Source organism: Niveispirillum sp. (assembly GCF_017996735.1).
GTDB lineage: Bacteria > Pseudomonadota > Alphaproteobacteria > Azospirillales > Azospirillaceae > Niveispirillum.
Window position 1 is genome coordinate 24839 of the sequence record NZ_JAGOGJ010000003.1, and the last position, 18321, is coordinate 43159.

General features: G+C 67.5%; 15 protein-coding genes. 9 read left to right on the forward strand and 6 right to left on the reverse strand.

Features of this window, described 5'->3' with window-relative positions; translation table 11 throughout:
- Together KBA48_RS01855 and KBA48_RS01860 are read left to right on the forward strand one after the other, a co-directional pair.
- On the forward strand, positions 1 to 1278 hold the full coding sequence (locus KBA48_RS01855) for a CCA tRNA nucleotidyltransferase (RefSeq protein ID WP_292903191.1): 1278 nt from the start codon (positions 1 to 3) through the stop codon (positions 1276 to 1278).
- 270 nt (positions 1279 to 1548) lie between these two features.
- Positions 1549 to 2100, forward strand: a complete 552-nt coding sequence (locus KBA48_RS01860) for a DUF924 family protein (RefSeq protein WP_292903192.1) — start codon at positions 1549 to 1551, stop codon at positions 2098 to 2100.
- Positions 2101 to 2154: 54 nt separating this feature from the next.
- Here KBA48_RS01860 and nadC read toward each other — a convergent pair whose 3' ends face one another.
- The 4 genes from nadC to KBA48_RS01880 form a co-directional block, all read right to left on the reverse strand.
- On the reverse strand, positions 2155 to 3006 hold the full coding sequence (nadC, locus tag KBA48_RS01865) for a carboxylating nicotinate-nucleotide diphosphorylase (protein ID WP_292903194.1): 852 nt from the start codon (positions 3004 to 3006) through the stop codon (positions 2155 to 2157).
- Positions 3006 to 4616, reverse strand: coding sequence for an L-aspartate oxidase (locus KBA48_RS01870; RefSeq protein WP_292903195.1), 1611 nt, complete (start codon positions 4614 to 4616; stop codon positions 3006 to 3008). The genes nadC and KBA48_RS01870 overlap by 1 nt, the downstream gene beginning before the upstream one ends.
- 113 nt (positions 4617 to 4729) lie before the next feature.
- Positions 4730 to 5743, reverse strand: a complete 1014-nt coding sequence (gene nadA, locus KBA48_RS01875; protein WP_292903197.1) for a quinolinate synthase NadA — start codon at positions 5741 to 5743, stop codon at positions 4730 to 4732.
- Positions 5744 to 5946: 203 nt separating this feature from the next.
- Complete coding sequence (locus KBA48_RS01880; RefSeq protein ID WP_292903199.1) at positions 5947 to 7293, reverse strand: hypothetical protein; 1347 nt, start codon at positions 7291 to 7293, stop codon at positions 5947 to 5949.
- Between the two features lie 81 nt (positions 7294 to 7374).
- Between KBA48_RS01880 and KBA48_RS01885 the strand changes: the two genes are divergently transcribed.
- The 5 genes from KBA48_RS01885 (at position 7375) to KBA48_RS01905 (ending at position 12997) form a co-directional block, all read left to right on the forward strand.
- Positions 7375 to 9978 carry a helicase-related protein gene (locus KBA48_RS01885; RefSeq protein WP_292903200.1) on the forward strand — a complete coding sequence of 868 codons (2604 nt, stop codon included), beginning with the start codon at positions 7375 to 7377 and terminating at the stop codon, positions 9976 to 9978.
- Entirely contained in the window at positions 9975 to 10850 is an 876-nt protein-coding gene (prmC, locus tag KBA48_RS01890; RefSeq protein WP_292903202.1) for a peptide chain release factor N(5)-glutamine methyltransferase, read from the forward strand. The genes KBA48_RS01885 and prmC overlap by 4 nt, the downstream gene beginning before the upstream one ends.
- Before the next feature lie 81 nt (positions 10851 to 10931).
- A complete protein-coding gene (locus KBA48_RS01895) occupies positions 10932 to 11315 on the forward strand; it encodes a VOC family protein (RefSeq protein ID WP_292903203.1) in 384 nt (127 codons plus the stop codon).
- Positions 11316 to 11592: 277 nt separating this feature from the next.
- Positions 11593 to 12024, forward strand: coding sequence for a DUF4167 domain-containing protein (locus KBA48_RS01900; protein ID WP_292903205.1), 432 nt, complete (start codon positions 11593 to 11595; stop codon positions 12022 to 12024).
- 85 nt (positions 12025 to 12109) lie between these two features.
- Positions 12110 to 12997 (forward strand): sterol desaturase family protein, encoded by an 888-nt coding sequence (locus KBA48_RS01905; RefSeq protein ID WP_292903207.1) that lies wholly within the window; start codon positions 12110 to 12112, stop codon positions 12995 to 12997.
- Here KBA48_RS01905 and KBA48_RS01910 read toward each other — a convergent pair.
- Positions 12959 to 13807, reverse strand: a complete 849-nt coding sequence (locus KBA48_RS01910) for a hypothetical protein (RefSeq protein WP_292903209.1) — start codon at positions 13805 to 13807, stop codon at positions 12959 to 12961. The two genes, KBA48_RS01905 and KBA48_RS01910, sit on opposite strands and share 39 nt — an antisense overlap.
- Before the next feature lie 127 nt (positions 13808 to 13934).
- Between KBA48_RS01910 and KBA48_RS01915 the strand changes: the two genes are divergently transcribed.
- Positions 13935 to 15515, forward strand: coding sequence for a lysine--tRNA ligase (locus tag KBA48_RS01915; RefSeq protein ID WP_292903210.1), 1581 nt, complete (start codon positions 13935 to 13937; stop codon positions 15513 to 15515).
- Between the two features lie 191 nt (positions 15516 to 15706).
- The gene (locus KBA48_RS01920; protein ID WP_292903211.1) at positions 15707 to 15916 is read left to right on the forward strand and encodes a hypothetical protein; all 210 of its coding nucleotides are present in this window, start codon (positions 15707 to 15709) and stop codon (positions 15914 to 15916) included.
- A 3-nt stretch (positions 15917 to 15919) separates the two neighbouring features.
- Here the strand turns inward: KBA48_RS01920 and rnr are convergent, their stop codons facing one another.
- Positions 15920 to 18211 carry a ribonuclease R gene (rnr, locus tag KBA48_RS01925; protein WP_292903212.1) on the reverse strand — a complete coding sequence of 764 codons (2292 nt, stop codon included), beginning with the start codon at positions 18209 to 18211 and terminating at the stop codon, positions 15920 to 15922.
- Between the last annotated feature and the right edge of the window lie 110 nt (positions 18212 to 18321).

Here is an 18321-nt window from a genome sequence, read left to right on the forward strand (position 1 = left end):
ATGACCGGCGGCGCCGATCGGGAAAGCACCACGCTGCACCCTGGTCCGACCGGCCTGATGGCGGGCACCGCAGCGCGCCGGGTCATGCAGTCCCTGATGCGCACCGGTCAGGAGGCCCGCTTCATCGGCGGCTGCGTGCGCGATGCGATGCTGGGCATCCAGGCCGCCGATATCGACATCGCCACGCCCCTGCCGCCGGACGAGGTGATGCGCCGGTTGCGCCAGGACGGCATCCGCGTCATCCCCACCGGCATCGACCATGGCACGGTGACGGCCCTGACCGAAGGCGCGTCGTTCGAGATCACGACCCTGAGGCGGGATGTGGAGACGGACGGCCGCCATGCCGTCGTGGCCTTCACCGACAGTTGGCTGGAAGATGCCAGCCGCCGCGACTTCACCTTCAACGCCATGTCGCTGACGCCGGAAGGGGAATTGTACGACCCGTTCGGCGGGGTGCGCGACCTGAAGGGCGGGCGGGTGCGCTTTATCGGCCAGGCGCGCGAACGCATCGCGGAGGATGTGCTGCGCATCCTCCGCTTCTTCCGCTTCCATGCCCGTTTCGGCCAGGGGCGGCCCGATCCGGATGCCCTTGCCGCCTGCGCCACCATGGCGCCGCTGCTGCCATCCCTGTCGGGGGAACGGGTACAGCAGGAGGTGATGAAGATCCTGGCCCAGGACCGGATGGTGGAAGTCTGGCGCCTGATGATGGATTGCGGGGTGGTGGCGCAAACCCTGCCCCCGGCGACCAACATCACCCGTCTGGCGGCGCTGGACCGCTTGGAATGGCTGGTGGGGGAAGCGCATCCGATGGCGCATCTGGCGGCGCTGCTGCCGTCGGGCCTGTCGGCGGCGGCGGACACGGCGGAACGGCTGCGCCTGTCGAATGCCAACCGCGACTATCTTCTGAGCCTGTGCGCACCGCCGGTGGATGTGCATCCCGACCTGACCGTGACCAGTCGCCGGCACGCGCTGCAGAAACTGGGTCCGGAAACCTATCGCGACCTGCTGCTGCTGTCCGCCGCCACCCGCGCCACCCCGGCGGTGGAACTGCTGGAAGCGCTGGCCGAGGCCGCCACCTGGGTTGTCGTGCCCTTCCCCCTGAAGGGCCGGGACGTGCTGGAACTGGGCATGGCGCCGGGACCGGAGGTCGGGGTCGTGCTGGCGGCGATGGAGGGCTGGTGGGCGGCGCGCGACTATCGGCCCACGCGGGAGGATTGCCTGATCGAGCTGGCACGACGCATCCAGGAGCGCAAGGCACGGGAGCAGGGAACGCCTTGACCCTGGTGAAATGATTCCATCGGTCAAAATTCTTGACCGATGGTACGGCGGGACTGCCGCCGCGCGGCCCATGCCGCGTAGCCAAGGGCGCGGATGCGCCCGCCGGCGGTTGAGGCGCACGAAATCTTGACCAGCGGTCATGATTTCGTGCCGCTGGTATGATAGCTGAATTTTCCGCCGAACCACTGGACATGCGGCCCGGTCGGCGGCATCACTTTAACGTCAACGGCAACAGGTGGTGACGGGCCGCCCGGCCCTGGGAGACGGGAAATGCGGGCCAGTGACATTGATGGCGTGCTGGCCTTCTGGTTCCAGGAGGCGGGACCGGCCCAATGGTTCGGCGGCGGGCCGGACTTCGACGTGCTGGTCACCCAGCGCCTGCTGCCGGCCTATCTGGCCGCCGGCAATGGCGATCTGGCCGACTGGGCCGAAACGCCGGAAGGGGTGCTGGCGCTGTGCATCCTGCTGGATCAGGCGCCGCGCAACATGTTCCGGGGCACGCCCCGTGCCTTTGCCACCGACGCGCTGGCCCTGGCCATCGCCACCGACGCGATTGCCCGCGAACAGGATCTGATGCTGCCCGACGACCAGCGCCTGTTCATCTATCTGCCGTTCGAACATTCCGAACAGATCGAGGATCAGCGCCTGGCCGTCCGCCTGTTCGCCAACCGCACCCGCGATCCGCAGCTTCTGGATTATGCCTGCCGCCATCTGGCCGTCATCGCCCAGTATGGCCGTTTCCCCCACCGCAACGCCATCCTGGGCCGCGACAGCACAGAGGCTGAACTGGCCTATCTGGCCATGCCGGGATCGGGGTTCTGACCCCGGTCATTGATCACGTTGCGGGGTGACAAGGGACGGGTAACCCTCCCTCCCTCAGCCCACGACAAAATCCAGGCCGATATCGAAATTCTTCACCGAATGGGTCAGCCAGCCCAGGCTGATCAGCGTGACACCCGTTTCCGCGATGGCGCGGATCGTGTCGGGTGTCACCCCGCCCGATGCTTCCGTCACCATGCGGCCGGCCACCATTTCCACGGCCCGGCGCAGGGTCGTCGGGTCCATATTGTCCAGCAGAACGGCATCGACCTTCAACTCGATCAGGTCTGCAAGCTGGTCCAGGTCATCCACCTCGACCTCGATCTTCACCATATGGCCAGCGCGTGACCGGGCACGCTGTACGGCGGCGCGCAGGCCGCCGGCGGCCACCAGATGATTGTCCTTGATCAGGACGGCGTCATCCAGCGCGAACCGGTGGTTACCGCCGCCGCCCACGCGCACGGCATATTTTTCCAGCGCGCGCAGGCCCGGCGTGGTCTTGCGGGTGCAGACGATCTGCGCGCCCGTGCCCTCGATCCGGTCGACCAGACGCCGGGTCTCGCTGGCGATGCCGCACAGCCTTCCCAACAGGTTCAGCGCCGTGCGCTCCCCCGACAGGATGGGCCGCGCCGCGCCCTCCACCGTGGCCAGGGTGGTGCCCTTGGCCAACCGGTCGCCATCACGCACATGGCGGGTGATCGTCAGGCTGGGGTCGAGCAGGGTGAAGGCGTGAAGCGCTGCGTCCAGGCCGGCACAGACGCCGTCATGGCGGGCATTGAACTGTGCCGTGGCGGTGGCGTCGGGCGGCACGCAGGCATCGGTGGTCAGGTCCCCCGCCATGCCCAGATCCTCCGCCAGCGCGGTCCGGATCAGGCTTTCATACTGGATCGGGTATAAAGGCAGGGTCATCACATCACCGGCAGGGGGGAACGGGGCGGGGCCACGCGGATACGGGGGGCGGGACCGGTCAGGGTCACGCGCTGGCGATGGCGCCATTCGGCGCGGGCGTCCGGCCAGTCGGACCGCTGATGCGCGCCACGGCTTTCCTGCCGCGCCAGGGCGGCCTGCGCGATCAGGGCGGAGGTCAGTAGACGGTTGCGCAGTTCACCCGACAGGCGGATTGCGGCGTGATCATCGCCGGCCGCTTCCCGGTCCAGCCCGGCGTCCAGCGCCTCCAGCTCCGCGATGGCGCAGGACAGGCCGATACCGTCGCGCAGCAGGCCGACGCTTTCGGCCATGATGTCGGCCGCCTGCATCGCCACGGCCGCCGCCTGCGGCATCGGGGTCAGCGTGGCGGGCAGCAGCGGCAGGGCCACGGGGCCGGGGCGGGCAGGAGCCGACGCCAGGATGGCATCGGCCGCCCGCTCGGCAAAGACCAGCGCTTCCAGCAGGGAATTGCTGGCCAGACGGTTGGCCCCATGCACGCCGGTACAGGCCACCTCCCCCGCCGCGTAAAGGCCAGGGATGCTGGTGCGGCCATCGGCATCGGTGACCACGCCGCCCATGTGATAATGGGCCGCCGGCGCCACGGGGATGGGCAGGCGGGCGGGGTCCAGCTTCGCGGCGGCACAGATGCCGGCCACGGTTGGGAACCGGGCGGCCCCGTCGTCGGCCCACAGCGCCCGCAGGTCCAGATAGACGGGCAGGCCGCCCGCGATGCGGCCACCGATGGCCTTGGCCACCACGTCGCGCGGCGCCAGTTCGGCAAGGGGGTGGGCCTTCTGCATGAAGCGCCCGCCATGTTCGTCCAGCAGATGGGCACCGGCCCCGCGCAGCGCCTCCGTCAGCAGCGGTACCTGACCCGTCCGCGTGCCGGCCAGCGCCGTGGGGTGGAACTGCACAAATTCCAGATCAGCCAGATCGGCCCCGGCGCGGGCCGCCAGCGCGATGCCGTCACCCGTCGCTTCCACGGGATTGGTGGTGTGGCGGTAGAGCTGTCCCACCCCGCCACAGGCCAGCAGCACGGCACCGGCACGGTGGAACACCCAGCCATCGGCGGCATGATGGGCCAGAACCCCGACCACGCCCTGACGCCCCGTGACCAGATCCCAGGCGAAGGCGCTGGTTTCGACCGTCACATGACCGGCGGCGCGCACACGGGCCGACAGGTCGGCCATCAGTGTACGGCCCGTGGCATCCCCGCCGGCATGCAGGACACGGGCCGCCCCATGCGCCGCCTCCCGCCCCAGGCACAGGCGGCCATCCTCGTTCCGGTCGAAGGGCAGGCCACGGTTGATCCAGCGGGTCAGGCGCCGGGCCCCCTCATCGGTCAGCAGGGTGGCCATTTCCGGATCGGTCAGGCCGGCCCCGGCCGCCACGGTATCGGCGGCATGTTCCACCGGGTCGTCAGCGGGATCGATGGCCGCGGCGATACCGCCCTGCGCCCAATTCGACGATCCGCCGGGCAGATCATCCGTCTTGGTCAGCAAGCTTACGCGCAGCGGCGCCAGAGACAGGGCCGCCACCATGCCGGCCATGCCGGACCCGATGACAATGACGTCACTGTGCCGCATCTGCATTTTAACGCTCCCTCAGGCGCCGGGCGCCGTCATCCGGCGGCTTGGCTTACGGCGCACGGGCGCCGGGCCGGCGGGCGCCGGCCTTGGGTGCATAGGACGAGTGATGGTCGCCATCACTTCTTGCCCACGGCCAGCATGCGCTCCACGGCCAGCTTGGCGCGGGCACCCACTTCCGGATCGACATGCACCTGCGGCTGCATGGTCTGGAGGCTTTCCAGGATGTTGGACAGGGTGATGCGCCGCATATGCGGGCACAGGTTGCAGGGGCGGACAAATTCCACGGCCGGGTTGGTCGCGGCCAGATTGTCGGCCATGGAGCATTCGGTGATCAGCAGCACGCGCTTGGGCTGCTGACCTTCCACGTAATCCTGCATCTTGGCGGTGGAGCCGACAAAATCCGCCTCCGCCAGCACGTCGGGCGGGCATTCGGGATGGGCGATGATGGTGATGTCGCCCTTGAACTGTGTCCGGTAGGCCTTCAACTGCTCACCCGTGAAGCGCTCATGCACCTCACAATGGCCCTTCCAGGCGATGACCTTCTTGGTGGTCTGCGTCGCCACCCACTTGGCCAGATATTCATCGGGGATGCACAGCACCTCGTCGCCGGGCAGGGAGTTGATCACCTCCACGGCGTTGCCGGAGGTGATGCAGACATCGCTTTCCGCCTTCACGGCGGCCGAGGTGTTGACATAGGTGGCGATGGGCACGCCCGGATAACGTTCGCGCAGCAGGCGCACATCGGCGGCCGTGATGCTGTCGGCCAGCGAGCAGCCGGCATCCATGGCCGGCATCAGCACGGTCTTTTCCGGCGACAGGATCTTCGCCGTCTCTGCCATGAAATGCACACCGGCCAGCACGATGACATCGGCGTCGGTTTCCGCGGCCTTGCGGGCCAGCAGCAGACTGTCGCCCACAATGTCCGCCACGGTGTGGAAAATCTCCGGCGCCTGATAGTTATGGGCCAGGATGACGGCGTTGCGTTCCTTTTTCAGCCGGTTGATGGCAGCCACCAGCGGCGCATGGAACGGCCACTCCACCTCCGGGATCACCCCCTTCACCTTGTCATAGATGGGCTTGGTGGCCTCGGCCACGTCGGGACTGTAGGTGAGGTCGAGCGGGGCGGACATGACGAACACTCCGGCGGCCCGGCAAGCGGGCATGGGACAAGGACTTATGCTCGATTTGAGCATTACTCCCCCTTATGCTCGCTCAGAGTATAAGGGGTGTCAAGCCCTGGTCACCAGACGGTCACGCGTGTGTCACAGTTCGGACAGGCAGGATTCGCATGTGTGCAGCGCAACATCGTTGCGTAGGGAAAGCCGGCACCCGCTCAATTCACCGCCATCAACCCCTTGAAAAGGCTGGTCGCATCGGTGCCGTTCAGGGTCACCTGTCCCTGCGGCGTGATGGTCAGGTCATATTGGTGGGTGGTGCCCTGGCGGCCCGGTTCCACCCGGCCAAGGCCCTGCAAGGCGTAGAGACCGATGGCCAGAGCCGCCCCGCGCGCGCCCATGGCCTGGTTGACCCCGGCGATGATCTTGTCCACCCCGCGCAGGGACAATTCTGCCTGCCCCGCGACGCCGCTGGCATTGCCGGGGCCGTAGCGGAAATCACCTTGACCCAGGATGGTGGATTGCGGGTTGGTCAGGAACAGGCGGGAAATTTTCACCGCGCTGCCCGATGCCGCCAGCAGGGGTGTCCAGCCCTCGGCCGGCTTTGCTCCGGTCAACAGCGCCTTGGGCAAGGCTGCGCCATTCACTGTCACCTGCGCCTGCACCGGCAACAGGCCGGGCGCGATGCCGGGGCCGGTATGATCCAGCCCGTCATGGGTCCAGTCCAGGGCCAGCGCCGCCTTGGCAGCGGTCAGGCCGGACAGGGTCAGCTTGCCCTTACCCATGCGCAGGGCGCTGCGCGTGCCATCATCGCGCACCTGCCGGAAGCCTTCGATATCGGCGGACAGGTCGGCTGTGCGGGCCATGCGGTCCAACTGGCCACGGTCACCACTGGCCAGGAAATCGCCCATACGCCGCATGTCCAGCCCATCAGCCCCGCCATCCAGGCGCAGGCGCTTCACGGCCAGCCGGTCCACCCCCATCGGGTCCTTCAGCGACAGGGCGTCGATGGCCAGCGACACGCGCCCGCTCCACAAACCGTCCTTCATGGATTTGGGCGTCAGGACAAGGCGCAGGGCCGACAGGCTGCCGGTGCCCGCCCCCATGGCGGGGGTGAATTTGCCGTCGCCCACATCCAGGTCGGCGGACAGTAGTGACCGCCCATCGGCACTGATCGTCATGGAAAGGTTTTGACGGGCCAGCGACAGGTCGCCCAGCCGGAAGCCATTGCCGCCATACAGTGTCACCCCCTGCGGCAGGCGCAGTTTCAGGCGCCAGGACCCGTCGGGCTGTGGCGTGCCGTCGCCTTCCACCAGCGGCGCCTCCGCCATCCAGCCATCGGCGGCGGCCAGGCGCAGCTTGGGAATGCGGATCTGGTATTGGCCGGCCTTTTCCGTCACGGCCACATCGGGCACGCGCTCAATATGTAACCGGTCACGGCTGGCGGCGGATTCCGACAGGCGTTGGGTCAGCATCTCCTTCAGGGATGCGGCCTGTTCGGGGCTGGCCATCGCGGGCGCGGCCAGCGACAGCAGCAGGGGGAAGAGGAGGAGCGCCTTTTTCATGCCCCATGATCTGTCCCTGACAGATGGCTTTTCCATGGCCGGGCTTGCATTATCACAGCCATCCGCCCATGGATAAGCACCATGTGTGCGCAATCATCCTCGGCTTCGGGGCTGGCGACGGTCGGCACCGGCCGGGTGCTGGCGGTCCTGGGCCCCACCAACACCGGCAAGACCTATCTGGCCATGGAACGGTTGGCGGCCCATGCCACGGGCATGATCGGCTTTCCGCTGCGCCTGCTGGCACGGGAAAATTACGACAAGCTGGTGCGGATGAAGGGGGCCAATAGCGTGGCCCTGGTCACGGGGGAGGAAAAGATCATCCCCCCGGCGCCCCGCTACTGGGTCTGTACCGTCGAAAGCATGCCGCTGGACCGGCCCGTGGCCTTCCTGTGCGTGGACGAGATCCAGCTTTGCGCCGATGACGAGCGCGGGCACATCTTCACCGACCGGTTGCTGCATGCGCGCGGCGGGGAGGAGACGATGTTCCTCGGGTCCGACATGATCCGGCCGCTGATCCAGAAGCTGATCCCCAAGGTGGAGATCATCACCCGCCCGCGCTTTTCCAAACTGTCCTATGGCGGGCACAAGAAGCTGACCAAGCTGCCGCCACGCAGCGCCATCACGGCCTTTTCCGTGACGGAGGTCTATCAACTGGCCGAGATGGTGCGCCGGTCGCGCGGCGGCACGGCGGTGGTGATGGGCGCGCTCAGCCCGCGGACCCGCAATGCCCAGGTGGCCCTGTATCAGGCGGGCGACGTGGATTATCTGGTGGCCACCGACGCCATCGGCATGGGCCTGAACATGGATGTGGACCATGTCTGGTTCGCCCGCATGACCAAGTTCGACGGACAGCGCCCCCGCCGCCTGACAGCGCCGGAAGTGGCGCAGATCGGTGGGCGGGCCGGGCGGCACCAGACGGACGGCACCTTCGGCACCACCTGGGACTGTTCGCCCCTGGATGACGATATCGTCCACGCCGTGGAGAACCACGAATTCCCGCCCCTGCAGCAGCTTGTCTGGCGCAACAGCGATCTGGACACGCGAAGCGTCGAGGGGCTGCTGCGCACGCTGGAGGCACGGCCCCCCTCCCCCTTGCTGATCCGCGCCCGGCCTGCCGATGATGTGGAGGCGCTGAAGGCCCTGTCCGGCGATGCGGAGGTGATGGGCCTGACCCGCCGGCCGCGCGGGGTGAAGATGCTGTGGGAGGTCTGTCAGGTCCCCGATTTCCGCAAAACCATGACCGACGCCCATACCCGCCTGCTGGGCCAGTTGTACCGCCAGCTGATGGCGCCGGGCGGGCGGCTGCCCACCGATTTCATCGCGGGGCAGGTGCAGCGGCTGGACAATCTGAATGGTGATATCGACACGCTGGTGTCGCGCATCGCCCATATCCGCACCTGGACCTATATCAGCCACCGGCCCGACTGGGTCACCGATCCCAAGCATTGGCAGGGGCTGACCCGCGGGATCGAGGATCGGCTGTCCGACGCCCTGCATGAACGGCTGACCCAGCGGTTCGTGGATAAACGGTCAGCCGGGCTGGTGAAATCGCTGCGTGACGGGCGCGACCTGACGGGTTTCGTCACGGCCGACGGCACCGTCCTGGTCGAAGGCCACCCGGTCGGTGCCCTGAAGGGGCTGGCCTTCGACCTGCAGGCCGATGTGGGGGAGGATGACACCCCCACCCTGATGACTGCCGCCCGCCGCGCCCTGCGTGAGGAGATCGCCCGCCGCGTCGCGGCGGTGGAAGCGGCTGGCGACGATCATTTCACGCTGGAGGCCGATGGCATCATCCGCTGGGACGGGGTGGATCTGGCCCGCCTGCTGCCGGGGGAACGGCTGCTGTCCCCCTCTGTCCGCCTGCTGCGGGATGAACTTCTGGAAGGCGCCCAGCGTGACCGGATACGCGTAAGGCTGCTGCCCTTCGTGCAGAAGCGGGTTCAGGCCGATCTGGCGCCCCTGGTCCGCCTGTCGGCGGCCGACCTGACCGGCCCGGCGCGCGGCGTGGCCTTCCAACTGGCCGAAGCGGCAGGCATCCTGCCGCGGGCCGGTGTGGCCGGCCTGTTGTCGGGGATCGACAGGAAGATGATGGCCGCCCTGGAACGGCTGGGCGTGCGGTTCGGGACGGCCCAGCTCTATCTGCCTGGCCTGATCAAGCCAAAGGCAGCCGCCATGCTGGGCCTGCTCTGGTCCGTGCGCCAGGGCCTGCCCCTGCCCGCGCCCCTGCCGCCACCGGGACGGATTTCGGTGCTGCGCGACGGGGCGGATGACGGTCTGCTGCGCGCCGCCGGCTATCTGCCGCTGGGGCCGCGTGCCGTGCGGGTCGACATGGTGGACCGGTTGATGCAGGCCATTGCCGAACGGTCGGGCGACGGGCGGCTGACCGACCTGTCGGGTCTGGCCTCCCTGGTGGCGGGCAGCAATGCCGACATGCCATCCATCCTGGCCGCCCTGGGCTGGCGCCTGCGCCGGAAACCGCCGCCGGCGGAGGGACAGGAACCGCTGCCCGACATCTGGGTCCGCCGCCGGCCCGAAGAGGCGTCAACGCCAAGGGCCGCGCCGGTCCCGGTGCCCCGGCCTGTGGATGCCGACAATCCCTTTGCCGCCCTGGCCGGTCTGGCGGACAAACTGGCGGCACAAGCCGCCCCGGCCGAGCCGACGCGGCGGAGGCGGAGGAAAAGATGAGTGGCTTGATCGCGCTTTCCCCCCTGCTGCGTGCGGCGGAGGAACGGCTGACGGCATTGGGCGTGGAGGACGCCCGCCTGGACCTGCTCTATCTGGCCGAACGCGCCTTCGCCATCCCGGTCGGCCGCCTGCGCCGGGCGGACGGGGTGCAGGTGCCCGTGGATACCGTCGCCAGCTTTCAGGCCCTGGTCGACCGGCGGGCCGCGCGGGAACCGGTGCAGCGCATCCTGGGCGACTGGGAATTCTGGGGCCTGACCCTGGCCCTGGGTCCGGAAACCCTGATCCCCCGGCCCGACACGGAAACGCTGGTGGAAGCGGTGCTGAAGGCACGGCCCGACCGGGCGCGGCCCTGGCGTATCCTGGATCTGGGCACGGGCACGGGCGCCATCCTGCTGGCCCTGCTGTCGGAATACCGGCAGGCCTTTGGCGTCGGTGTGGACCTGTCGCCCGATGCGGCGGCCGTGGCGGCCGGCAATGCCCGGTCCCTGAGGCTGGCCGACCGGGCTTCGTTCCTGGCGGGGTCCTGGGTGGACGCGGTGGCCGGCCGGTTCGACATCATCGTTTCCAACCCGCCCTACATCCCCGATGCGGATATCGCGGGCCTGGCGCCGGAGGTGGCACGGTTCGAACCCTGGCGCGCGCTGGCAGGCGGGGCGGATGGCCTTGACCCCTATCGCCATCTGGTGCGGGTACTGCCGGCCTTGCTGTGCGATGGCGGCCTGATCGGGTTCGAACATGGGGCGGACCAGGGGCTGGCCGTCGCCGGCCTTCTGCGCGACACCGGCCTTGCAGGCGTTTCGACCATCCGCGACCTGGGCGGGCGCGACCGGGTGGCCCTGGGCCAGCGGCCGGCGGGGTTGCGTGCCGGTTGACGGGACCGACGACCGCTCCCTATCCTCCGCCCGCCCAGAAAGGCCGGCGGATGCACGCCGTGCCGTTGTAAGGAGAGGAAATTGTTCAGCCACGTCATTCTCGGTGCCAATGATATCGAGGCATCGAAGGCCTTTTACGATACGGTCCTGGCAACCCTGGGCATCAAGCCCGGCACCATAGACCCCAAGGGCCGGGTCTTCTATCGTACCCAGACGGGCATCCTGGGCATCACCAAGCCGATCAACGGCGAACCGGCGACGGGGGCCAATGGCGGCACCATCGGTTTCGCGGCGTCATCGCCCGAACTGGTGGATGCCTGGCATGCGGCCGGCATCGCCGCCGGGGGCACGACATGCGAGGATCCGCCCGGCGTGCGCAGCATGGGGGAGATGAAGCTCTACCTCGCCTATCTGCGCGATCCGGCCGGCAACAAGCTCTGCGCCCTGCACCGTCTGTCGGCCTGATCGGCACCGATAATCGTCGCAGGCGGGGGAATTTGCCTCCTGCCTGTTACGGGGCCGCAAAAAAACCTTGGAATGCAAGGCGACTATCGCTAGGGTCCGCAGCGGACGGCAGCAGCGCGTGGGGCGCCTGCCGTGGCAAAGCCCTCGGACCGGGGCTTATGCGTCCCAGGGCAGGGCGATGTTTCGCCGCCCGAAAGGTCAAGGCCGATAAAAACGGATAAGACGGGACGACAGGATGTCCGGGGGCTCGAAAAACCAGGGGCCGAGCATATAGCGAATGAGACAGGGACCCAATCAGCGGCGTGGTCGCGGTCGTGGCGGTAATGGCGGCGGCGGCGGCAACGGTGGCGGTAACAATGGCGGTGGCAACAATGGCGGCAATCGCCGTCAGAATGTCCCGCTGCGTCACCAGAATTTCGACAGCAGCGGCCCGGATGTCCGTATCCGTGGCAACGCCTTCCAGGTCTATGAGAAGTATCAGGCCCTGGCGCGTGATGCCCATACGTCCGGTGACAGGGTGGCTGCGGAAAACTATCTGCAGCATGCGGAACATTATTACCGCATCATCTGCCAGATCAATGAACAGGAAGGCCGCGCGCGTCAGCCCGTGCCCCGCCATGATGGCGGGTATGAAGGCGACGAGGCCGATGGCAATGACGATGGTGGCATCGACGGTTCGGACGCCGAAAGCGACCAGCCGGCCGCCTGAACAGGCAACCGGCCGCTATGCCGGCCGGTCCGGTTCTGTCATCCTGACCCGTCTTTGAACGGGCATTGGTGTCATGGCGGAAACGGTGTCCAGGTGGGACCGGGCGGTTGACGACTGGTCCTCTTCCCTGCTGGGGATGCTGACGGCACCGGAATCGGTCCTGTGGTGGCCGGGACTGGCCATCGCCCTGGCGGCGGCCCTCTGTTTTGGGCGCGAGCGTGACCTATGGGGTCGCGCCCGTGACTATTGGCGGGAACTGCCCATCGACGCGGGCTGTTTCCTGGCCAATTCCGCCCTGCCCTTCCTGCTGGCCCCCTGGCTCTACACCCTGTCCCTGATCGGCAACCGGCTGGGCACCGCCTTTGCGGCGGCCCTCAGCGGGGCCACCCCGGCCGGGGAGCCGGGCTGGCCCCTGTTGCTGGTCGCAGCCCTGGCGGCCTTCGTGGCGGGCGATTTCGCGCTTTACTGGACCCACCGGCTGTTCCATGCGGTCCCCCTGCTCTGGCGCAGCCACCGGCTGCACCATGCCCCACCCGTCCTGACACCGCTGACTGCCTTTCGCTTCTGGCCGTGGGAGCAGGTGGTGCATCTGTCGGGCAACATGCTGGGGCAGGGGCTGGGTCTGGGGTTTGTTGCAGGAATGGCGGGTACGCAGGTGCCGCCGCTGACCGTGCTGGGTGTCAATGCCTTCATGCTGATCTGGGGGCTGGCCTTTGCCCACCTGCGCCACAGCCCCGTGCCGATGCCCTTCCCCCGCCTTCTGTCGGGCTGGCTGATCTCTCCCCACATGCATCAGCTTCACCATTCCCTGGCCGATGAACACCGGGACCGGAATTTCGGCACGGCGCTGGCCATCTGGGACCGGATGTTCGGCACCTATGCGCTGCCGGCGAAGGGGGAGCGTTTCCGGTTCGGCGTGGGTGCGGCCGAACCGTCATCCCGGTCGGTCGCCGGGCCAGGCGGCCAGGGTTGAGGCCGTGGCCTCGGCCATGCGCCCCAATATCCAGAACAGCAGCAGCGGCAGCAGCACGATCTTGGCCACATAGGCGATGGTCAGGTCGATGACGATGTCGGCCAGATCGCCCATGGCCGCCACCATGCGCGATACCGCCCCCGTGGCATCCCCCAGCGACCGCAACCGGTCCATCATCCCGCCCCCGTCCCCATCCGCCGGGACCGGCGCCGCCGCCATCGACAGCGCGTCCAGCCGCGCCTGTGCGTCCATGATGGTCGGGTCCAGCAGATGCGCCGACAGGGCCACCGATCCCACCACCACCAGCGGCACCCCGACCTTCAGCACCAGGGCCGCAAACAGCAGGAACGTGCCCAGCCGCCGCGTGAAGAAGGACGCCATGCCCGGCAGGGCCCAGGACAGGGCCGCCAGCAGCAATCCCGCCGGCAGCAGCAGGGCCAGCCCCAGCATGTCGCCGGCCTTAACCAGCAGCACGGCCCCGCCCAGCACGATGGTTGCCCCCAGCATCATGGCGGAAAACCGTTCCACCAGATCGTTGACGGGGTCCAGCACCTGTCCGGGCTGTATACCCAGCCCCGCCGACACCTCCACCGTCTGCGCCACCGACACCGCCGCGTCGATCACCCGCGCCGTGGCAAACACGGCCGTGGCCTGGGCCAGATTGTCCTGCAGCGCCTGCTGGCTGGCCGCCGCCAGCGTCTGCGGCAGCAGCGCCCGTTCGGCCCGGTCCAGCAGGCCCAGGGCCGCGATGATGGCGATGACGGACAGGATCAGGCTGTAGCGCAGGCGGGATCGGGTCTCGGGCTGCATGGGTACTCCTTTTCGGGCCGGGCGCGCAAACTGTCCGCATGCCCGTCCCAACGGGGCTGTGCGTTGACCGTTCCCGGCCTTGGGCCTAGTTTTGCGGCGTTGTTTTTCTCTATCTGGTGATAACGCGATGAGCAGTGAACAGGAACTGGCGCTTGGGGCGAAGGCTTGGCCGTTTGAGGAGGCGCGCAAGCTGGTCGCGCGCCTTGGCGGCAAAGCCCCGCCCAAAGGCTATGTCCTGTTCGAGACGGGGTACGGCCCGTCGGGCCTGCCGCATATCGGCACCTTTGGAGAGGTGGCGCGCACCACCATGGTGCGCCGCGCGTTCGAGATGATGATGCCGGGCGTGCCCACGCGCCTGTTCGCCTTTTCCGACGATATGGATGGCTTGCGCAAGGTGCCGGACAATGTGCCGAACCGCGACCTGCTGACCGCCAACCTGCAGAAGCCGCTGACCCAGGTGCCGGACCCGTTCGGCAAGTTCGAAAGCTTCGGCCACCACAACAACGCCATGCTGCGCGACTTCCTGGACCGGTTCGGTTTCCAGTACGAGTTCCAGTCGGCGTCGGACTGGTACAAGTCGGGCCGCTTCGATGCAGCCCTGCTGGCCGTGCTGCGCCATTATGATGAGATCATGGCCGTGATGCTGCCCACCCTGGGTGCAGAGCGGCAGGCGACCTACAGCCCGTTCCTGCCGATCAGCCCGACCTCCGGCCGCGTGCTGCAGGTGCCGCTGCTGGAGCGCAATGTCGATGCCGGCACCATCGTTTACGAGGATGAGGACGGGAAGAAGGTCGAGACCCCCGTCACCGGCGGTGCGGTGAAGCTGCAATGGAAGCCCGACTGGGCCATGCGCTGGTTCGCGCTGGGCGTGGATTATGAAATGGCCGGCAAGGACCTGATCCCGTCGGTGGAACTGGCGGCCAAGATCGTGAAGATCCTGGGCGGCACCCCGCCCGACGGCTTCAATTACGAACTGTTCCTGGATGAAAAGGGCCAGAAGATCTCCAAGTCGAAGGGCAATGGCCTGACGATGGAGGAATGGCTGCGCTATGCCCCGCCGGAAAGCCTGGCGCTGTACATGTTCAACAAGCCGCGTGCGGCCAAGAAGCTCTATTTCGACGTGATCCCGCGCGCCGTGGACGAATATCTGTCCTTTGTGGACAAGTTCGATGCGCTGGAACCCGCGCAGAAGCTGGAAACCCCCGTCCATCATATCCATGGCGGCACCATCCCGGCCGATGTGAAGGGTACGGCGGGCCTGTCCTTCGGGTTGCTGCTGAACCTTGCCGGCGCGGCCAATGCCGAAAGTGCCGATGTGATGTGGGGCTTCATCCGCCGCTACGCGCCGGGTGCGTCGCCGGAGACGGCGCCATTCCTGGACAAGCTGGTCGGTTACGCCGTCACCTATTACCAGGACTTCGTGAAGCCCACGAAACAGTACCGCAGCCCGTCTGAGCAGGAACGCGCGGCCATCACCGACCTGCGCGCCGTGCTGGCCGATATCGCCGTCGATACACCGGCCGACCAGTTGCAGAATCAGGTCTTCGAAGTGGGCAAGAAGCACGGCTTCACCGAGCTGCGCGCCTGGTTCCAGGCCCTGTACGAGGTGTTGCTGGGCCAGACCACCGGCCCGCGCATGGGCAGCTTCATCGCGCTGTACGGCGTGAAGGAGACGGTGGCGATGATCGACGCGGCCCTGTCACGCTGAGCATTGTTCAATATTGAGGGATGAAGACGGGCGGGTCGGCAACGGCCCGCCCGATTTTTATGCCGACCCTGCCCCCAAATGGCCCCAATCCCGACCAAACGCCGCCTTGCGCGGTTGGTGTTCTGGGTCTGTCGCCCGCTGGCTTCCCGCCCCGAACCAGTACGGCGACTTCCTGTCGGAGGATGACCGCCATGACCAGCCGCACCTTGGAACGCACCCTTTCCCGCATCGACCGTCAGAAGCTGTCGGCCATGGGTCTGGTGTTGACCACCGCCCTGCTGCTGGTCATGGCGGGCGTCGCCGCCAGCAATGCCAAGCCCGACCGCGCCCGGATCGCCACAGCCAGCATCGATGCCGCCACCGTGAAGGCGGAAATGCTGGAACGCAGCCTGGGCCGCTGACCCCTACCGCCGCCGGCGGGGGGGCTTGGGCGCGTCGATGCCCGATGGTTCGGCCTCAGCCCGTTCCCGCCGCCGTTCGGGCCGTCCGCGACGGCTGGCGCCTGTGCCCGCGCTGCGCCCGCCCGGCATCTCCGTCCCATCCGCGTTCAGCAACCGGAACACCATGGAGCCGGTGATGGCATCAGCCTCGATCAGGCGGATCTTCACCCGCTCGCCCAGCTTGAACACACGACGGTGACGACGGCCCAGCAGGCAGTGATGCACCGCGTCATGGTCATAGAAATCGTCGGGCAGGGTGGAAACGGGCACGATGCCGTCCGCCCCCGTTTCATCCAGGGTCACGAACAGGCCGAAATTCGACACGCCGCTGATCTTGCCGCTGAAGGTGGCACCCACCCGGTCGGCCAAGTATGATGCGACATAGCGGTCCAGCGCGTCACGTTCCGCATCCGCCGCCCGGCGCTCGGTCCCGGAAATCTGCTCCCCGATCTTGTCCAGCTTGCCCATCTCCTCGTCGCTGAGGCCGCCATCCCCCAGATGATAGGCGCGGACCAGCGCACGATGAACGATCAGGTCGGCATAGCGGCGGATGGGGCTGGTGAAATGGGCATAGCGTTCCAGCGCCAGACCGAAATGGCCGATATTGTCGGGCTGATACACGGCCTGCGCCTGGGAGCGCAGGATGACGGTGCTGATCAGTTCCGACTCGGGCGTGTCCCTGGCCTTGTCCAGGATATTGGTGAAGGCGGTGGGCCGCATCACGGTACCCTTGGCCAGATTATAGCCCATGGTTTTCAGGAACTCGCGCAGCGGTTCCAGCTTGTCCAGCGCCGGCTCGGCATGGACACGGTAGAGCAGGGGCGTGTCGCGCGCCTCCAGCGCCTCTGCCGCCGCGACATTGGCGGCGATCATGAATTCCTCGATCAGGCGGTGGCTGTCGAAGCGGGCGCGCACGCCGATCTCCGCCACCTTGCCATCCTCCCCGATCCGCACCTTGCGTTCCGGCAGGTCCAGTTCCAGGGTCCCGCGCCGTGACCTTGCATGGGCCAGCACGGCATAAGCGCCATAGAGCGGGCGGATGACCGGGTCCAGCAGCGGGCCGGTCAGATCATCGGCCGCACCGTCGAACGCCTCCTGTACCTGTTCATAGGTCAGGCGGGCGGCCGACCGCATCAGGCCGCGCACGAACCGGTGCCGCTTGATCCGGCCGCCCGCGTCGATCCAGATATGGACGGCCAGACAAGCACGGTTGACACCGGGCTTCAGGCTGCACAGCTCGTTCGACAGCGCTTCGGGCAGCATGGGCACGACGCGGTCGGGGAAATAGCAGCTATTGCCGCGTTCCAGCGCCGCCTTGTCCAGCGGGCTGCCCGGCGTGACATAGGCCGACACGTCGGCAATGGCGACCAGCAGGTGCCAGCCACCCGGATTGTTCGGGTCCGTATCGGGTTCGGCAAAGACGGCATCGTCGAAATCGCGCGCATCGGCCCCGTCGATGGTGACCAGCGGGATATCACGCAGGTCGGTGCGGCCCGACAAGGTCGGTTCCGTCGCGGTCTCGGCCTGCTCGATCGCGGCGGGCGGGAAATGTACCGGGATGCCATGCTGGTGGATGGCAATCAGGCTGATGGCCCTGGGCTGGTCGATGCCGCCCAGCACCTCCACCACGCGGGCCTGTTTCAGGCCGTGGCGGGAGGAGGGCAGGACCTCCGCCACCACCAGATCGCCGGGGGCGGCATCCATGGCGTTCTGTGGCAGAATGACGAACTCCGCCTTGGCGCGGCGGTCGGCGGGGCGCAGGCGGCCGCCATCGGGACCCAGTTCATACACGCCCACCATCTGCGCCGTCTGATCGCCGCCCAGCTTCTTGATGGTGCGGCCTTCATACAGGTCGTCGCGGACGCGGGCCAGCCGGGCCAGCGCGCGGTCGCCCTCGCCCAGGGCCGGGGTGCCACGCCGTTCCGGCTTCATCAGGATGCGCGGCGGCTCCCGGTCCGGGTCGGACCAGTTCAACGGCCGGGCAATCACCTCCCCGTCGATGTCGACGCCCGTCACGATCACCACGCCCACGGGTGGCAGGCTGGCCGGCGGGGCCAGACGGCGGCGCCCGCCCTTCTCGATCGCGCCATCCCCTTCCAGATCACGCAGCAATTCCTTCAGCGCGACACGGTCATCGCCGCTGATATGAAAGGCGCGCGCAATCTCCCGCTTGCCCACCGGGTACGGACTTTCCCGGATGAATTCCAGGACCTGATCCTTGGTGGGGAAGGGGGCTTCTTTCTTGGGATTTTTCAAGGGGATGATGTCCACATGCACAAGGTGATCTGAAGGCAAAAAAATAGGCGAGACGCCGATAGGTTCCTTCAAGAGGAATCAGCGTTCGCCTATTCTATTCCTCGTGGTGT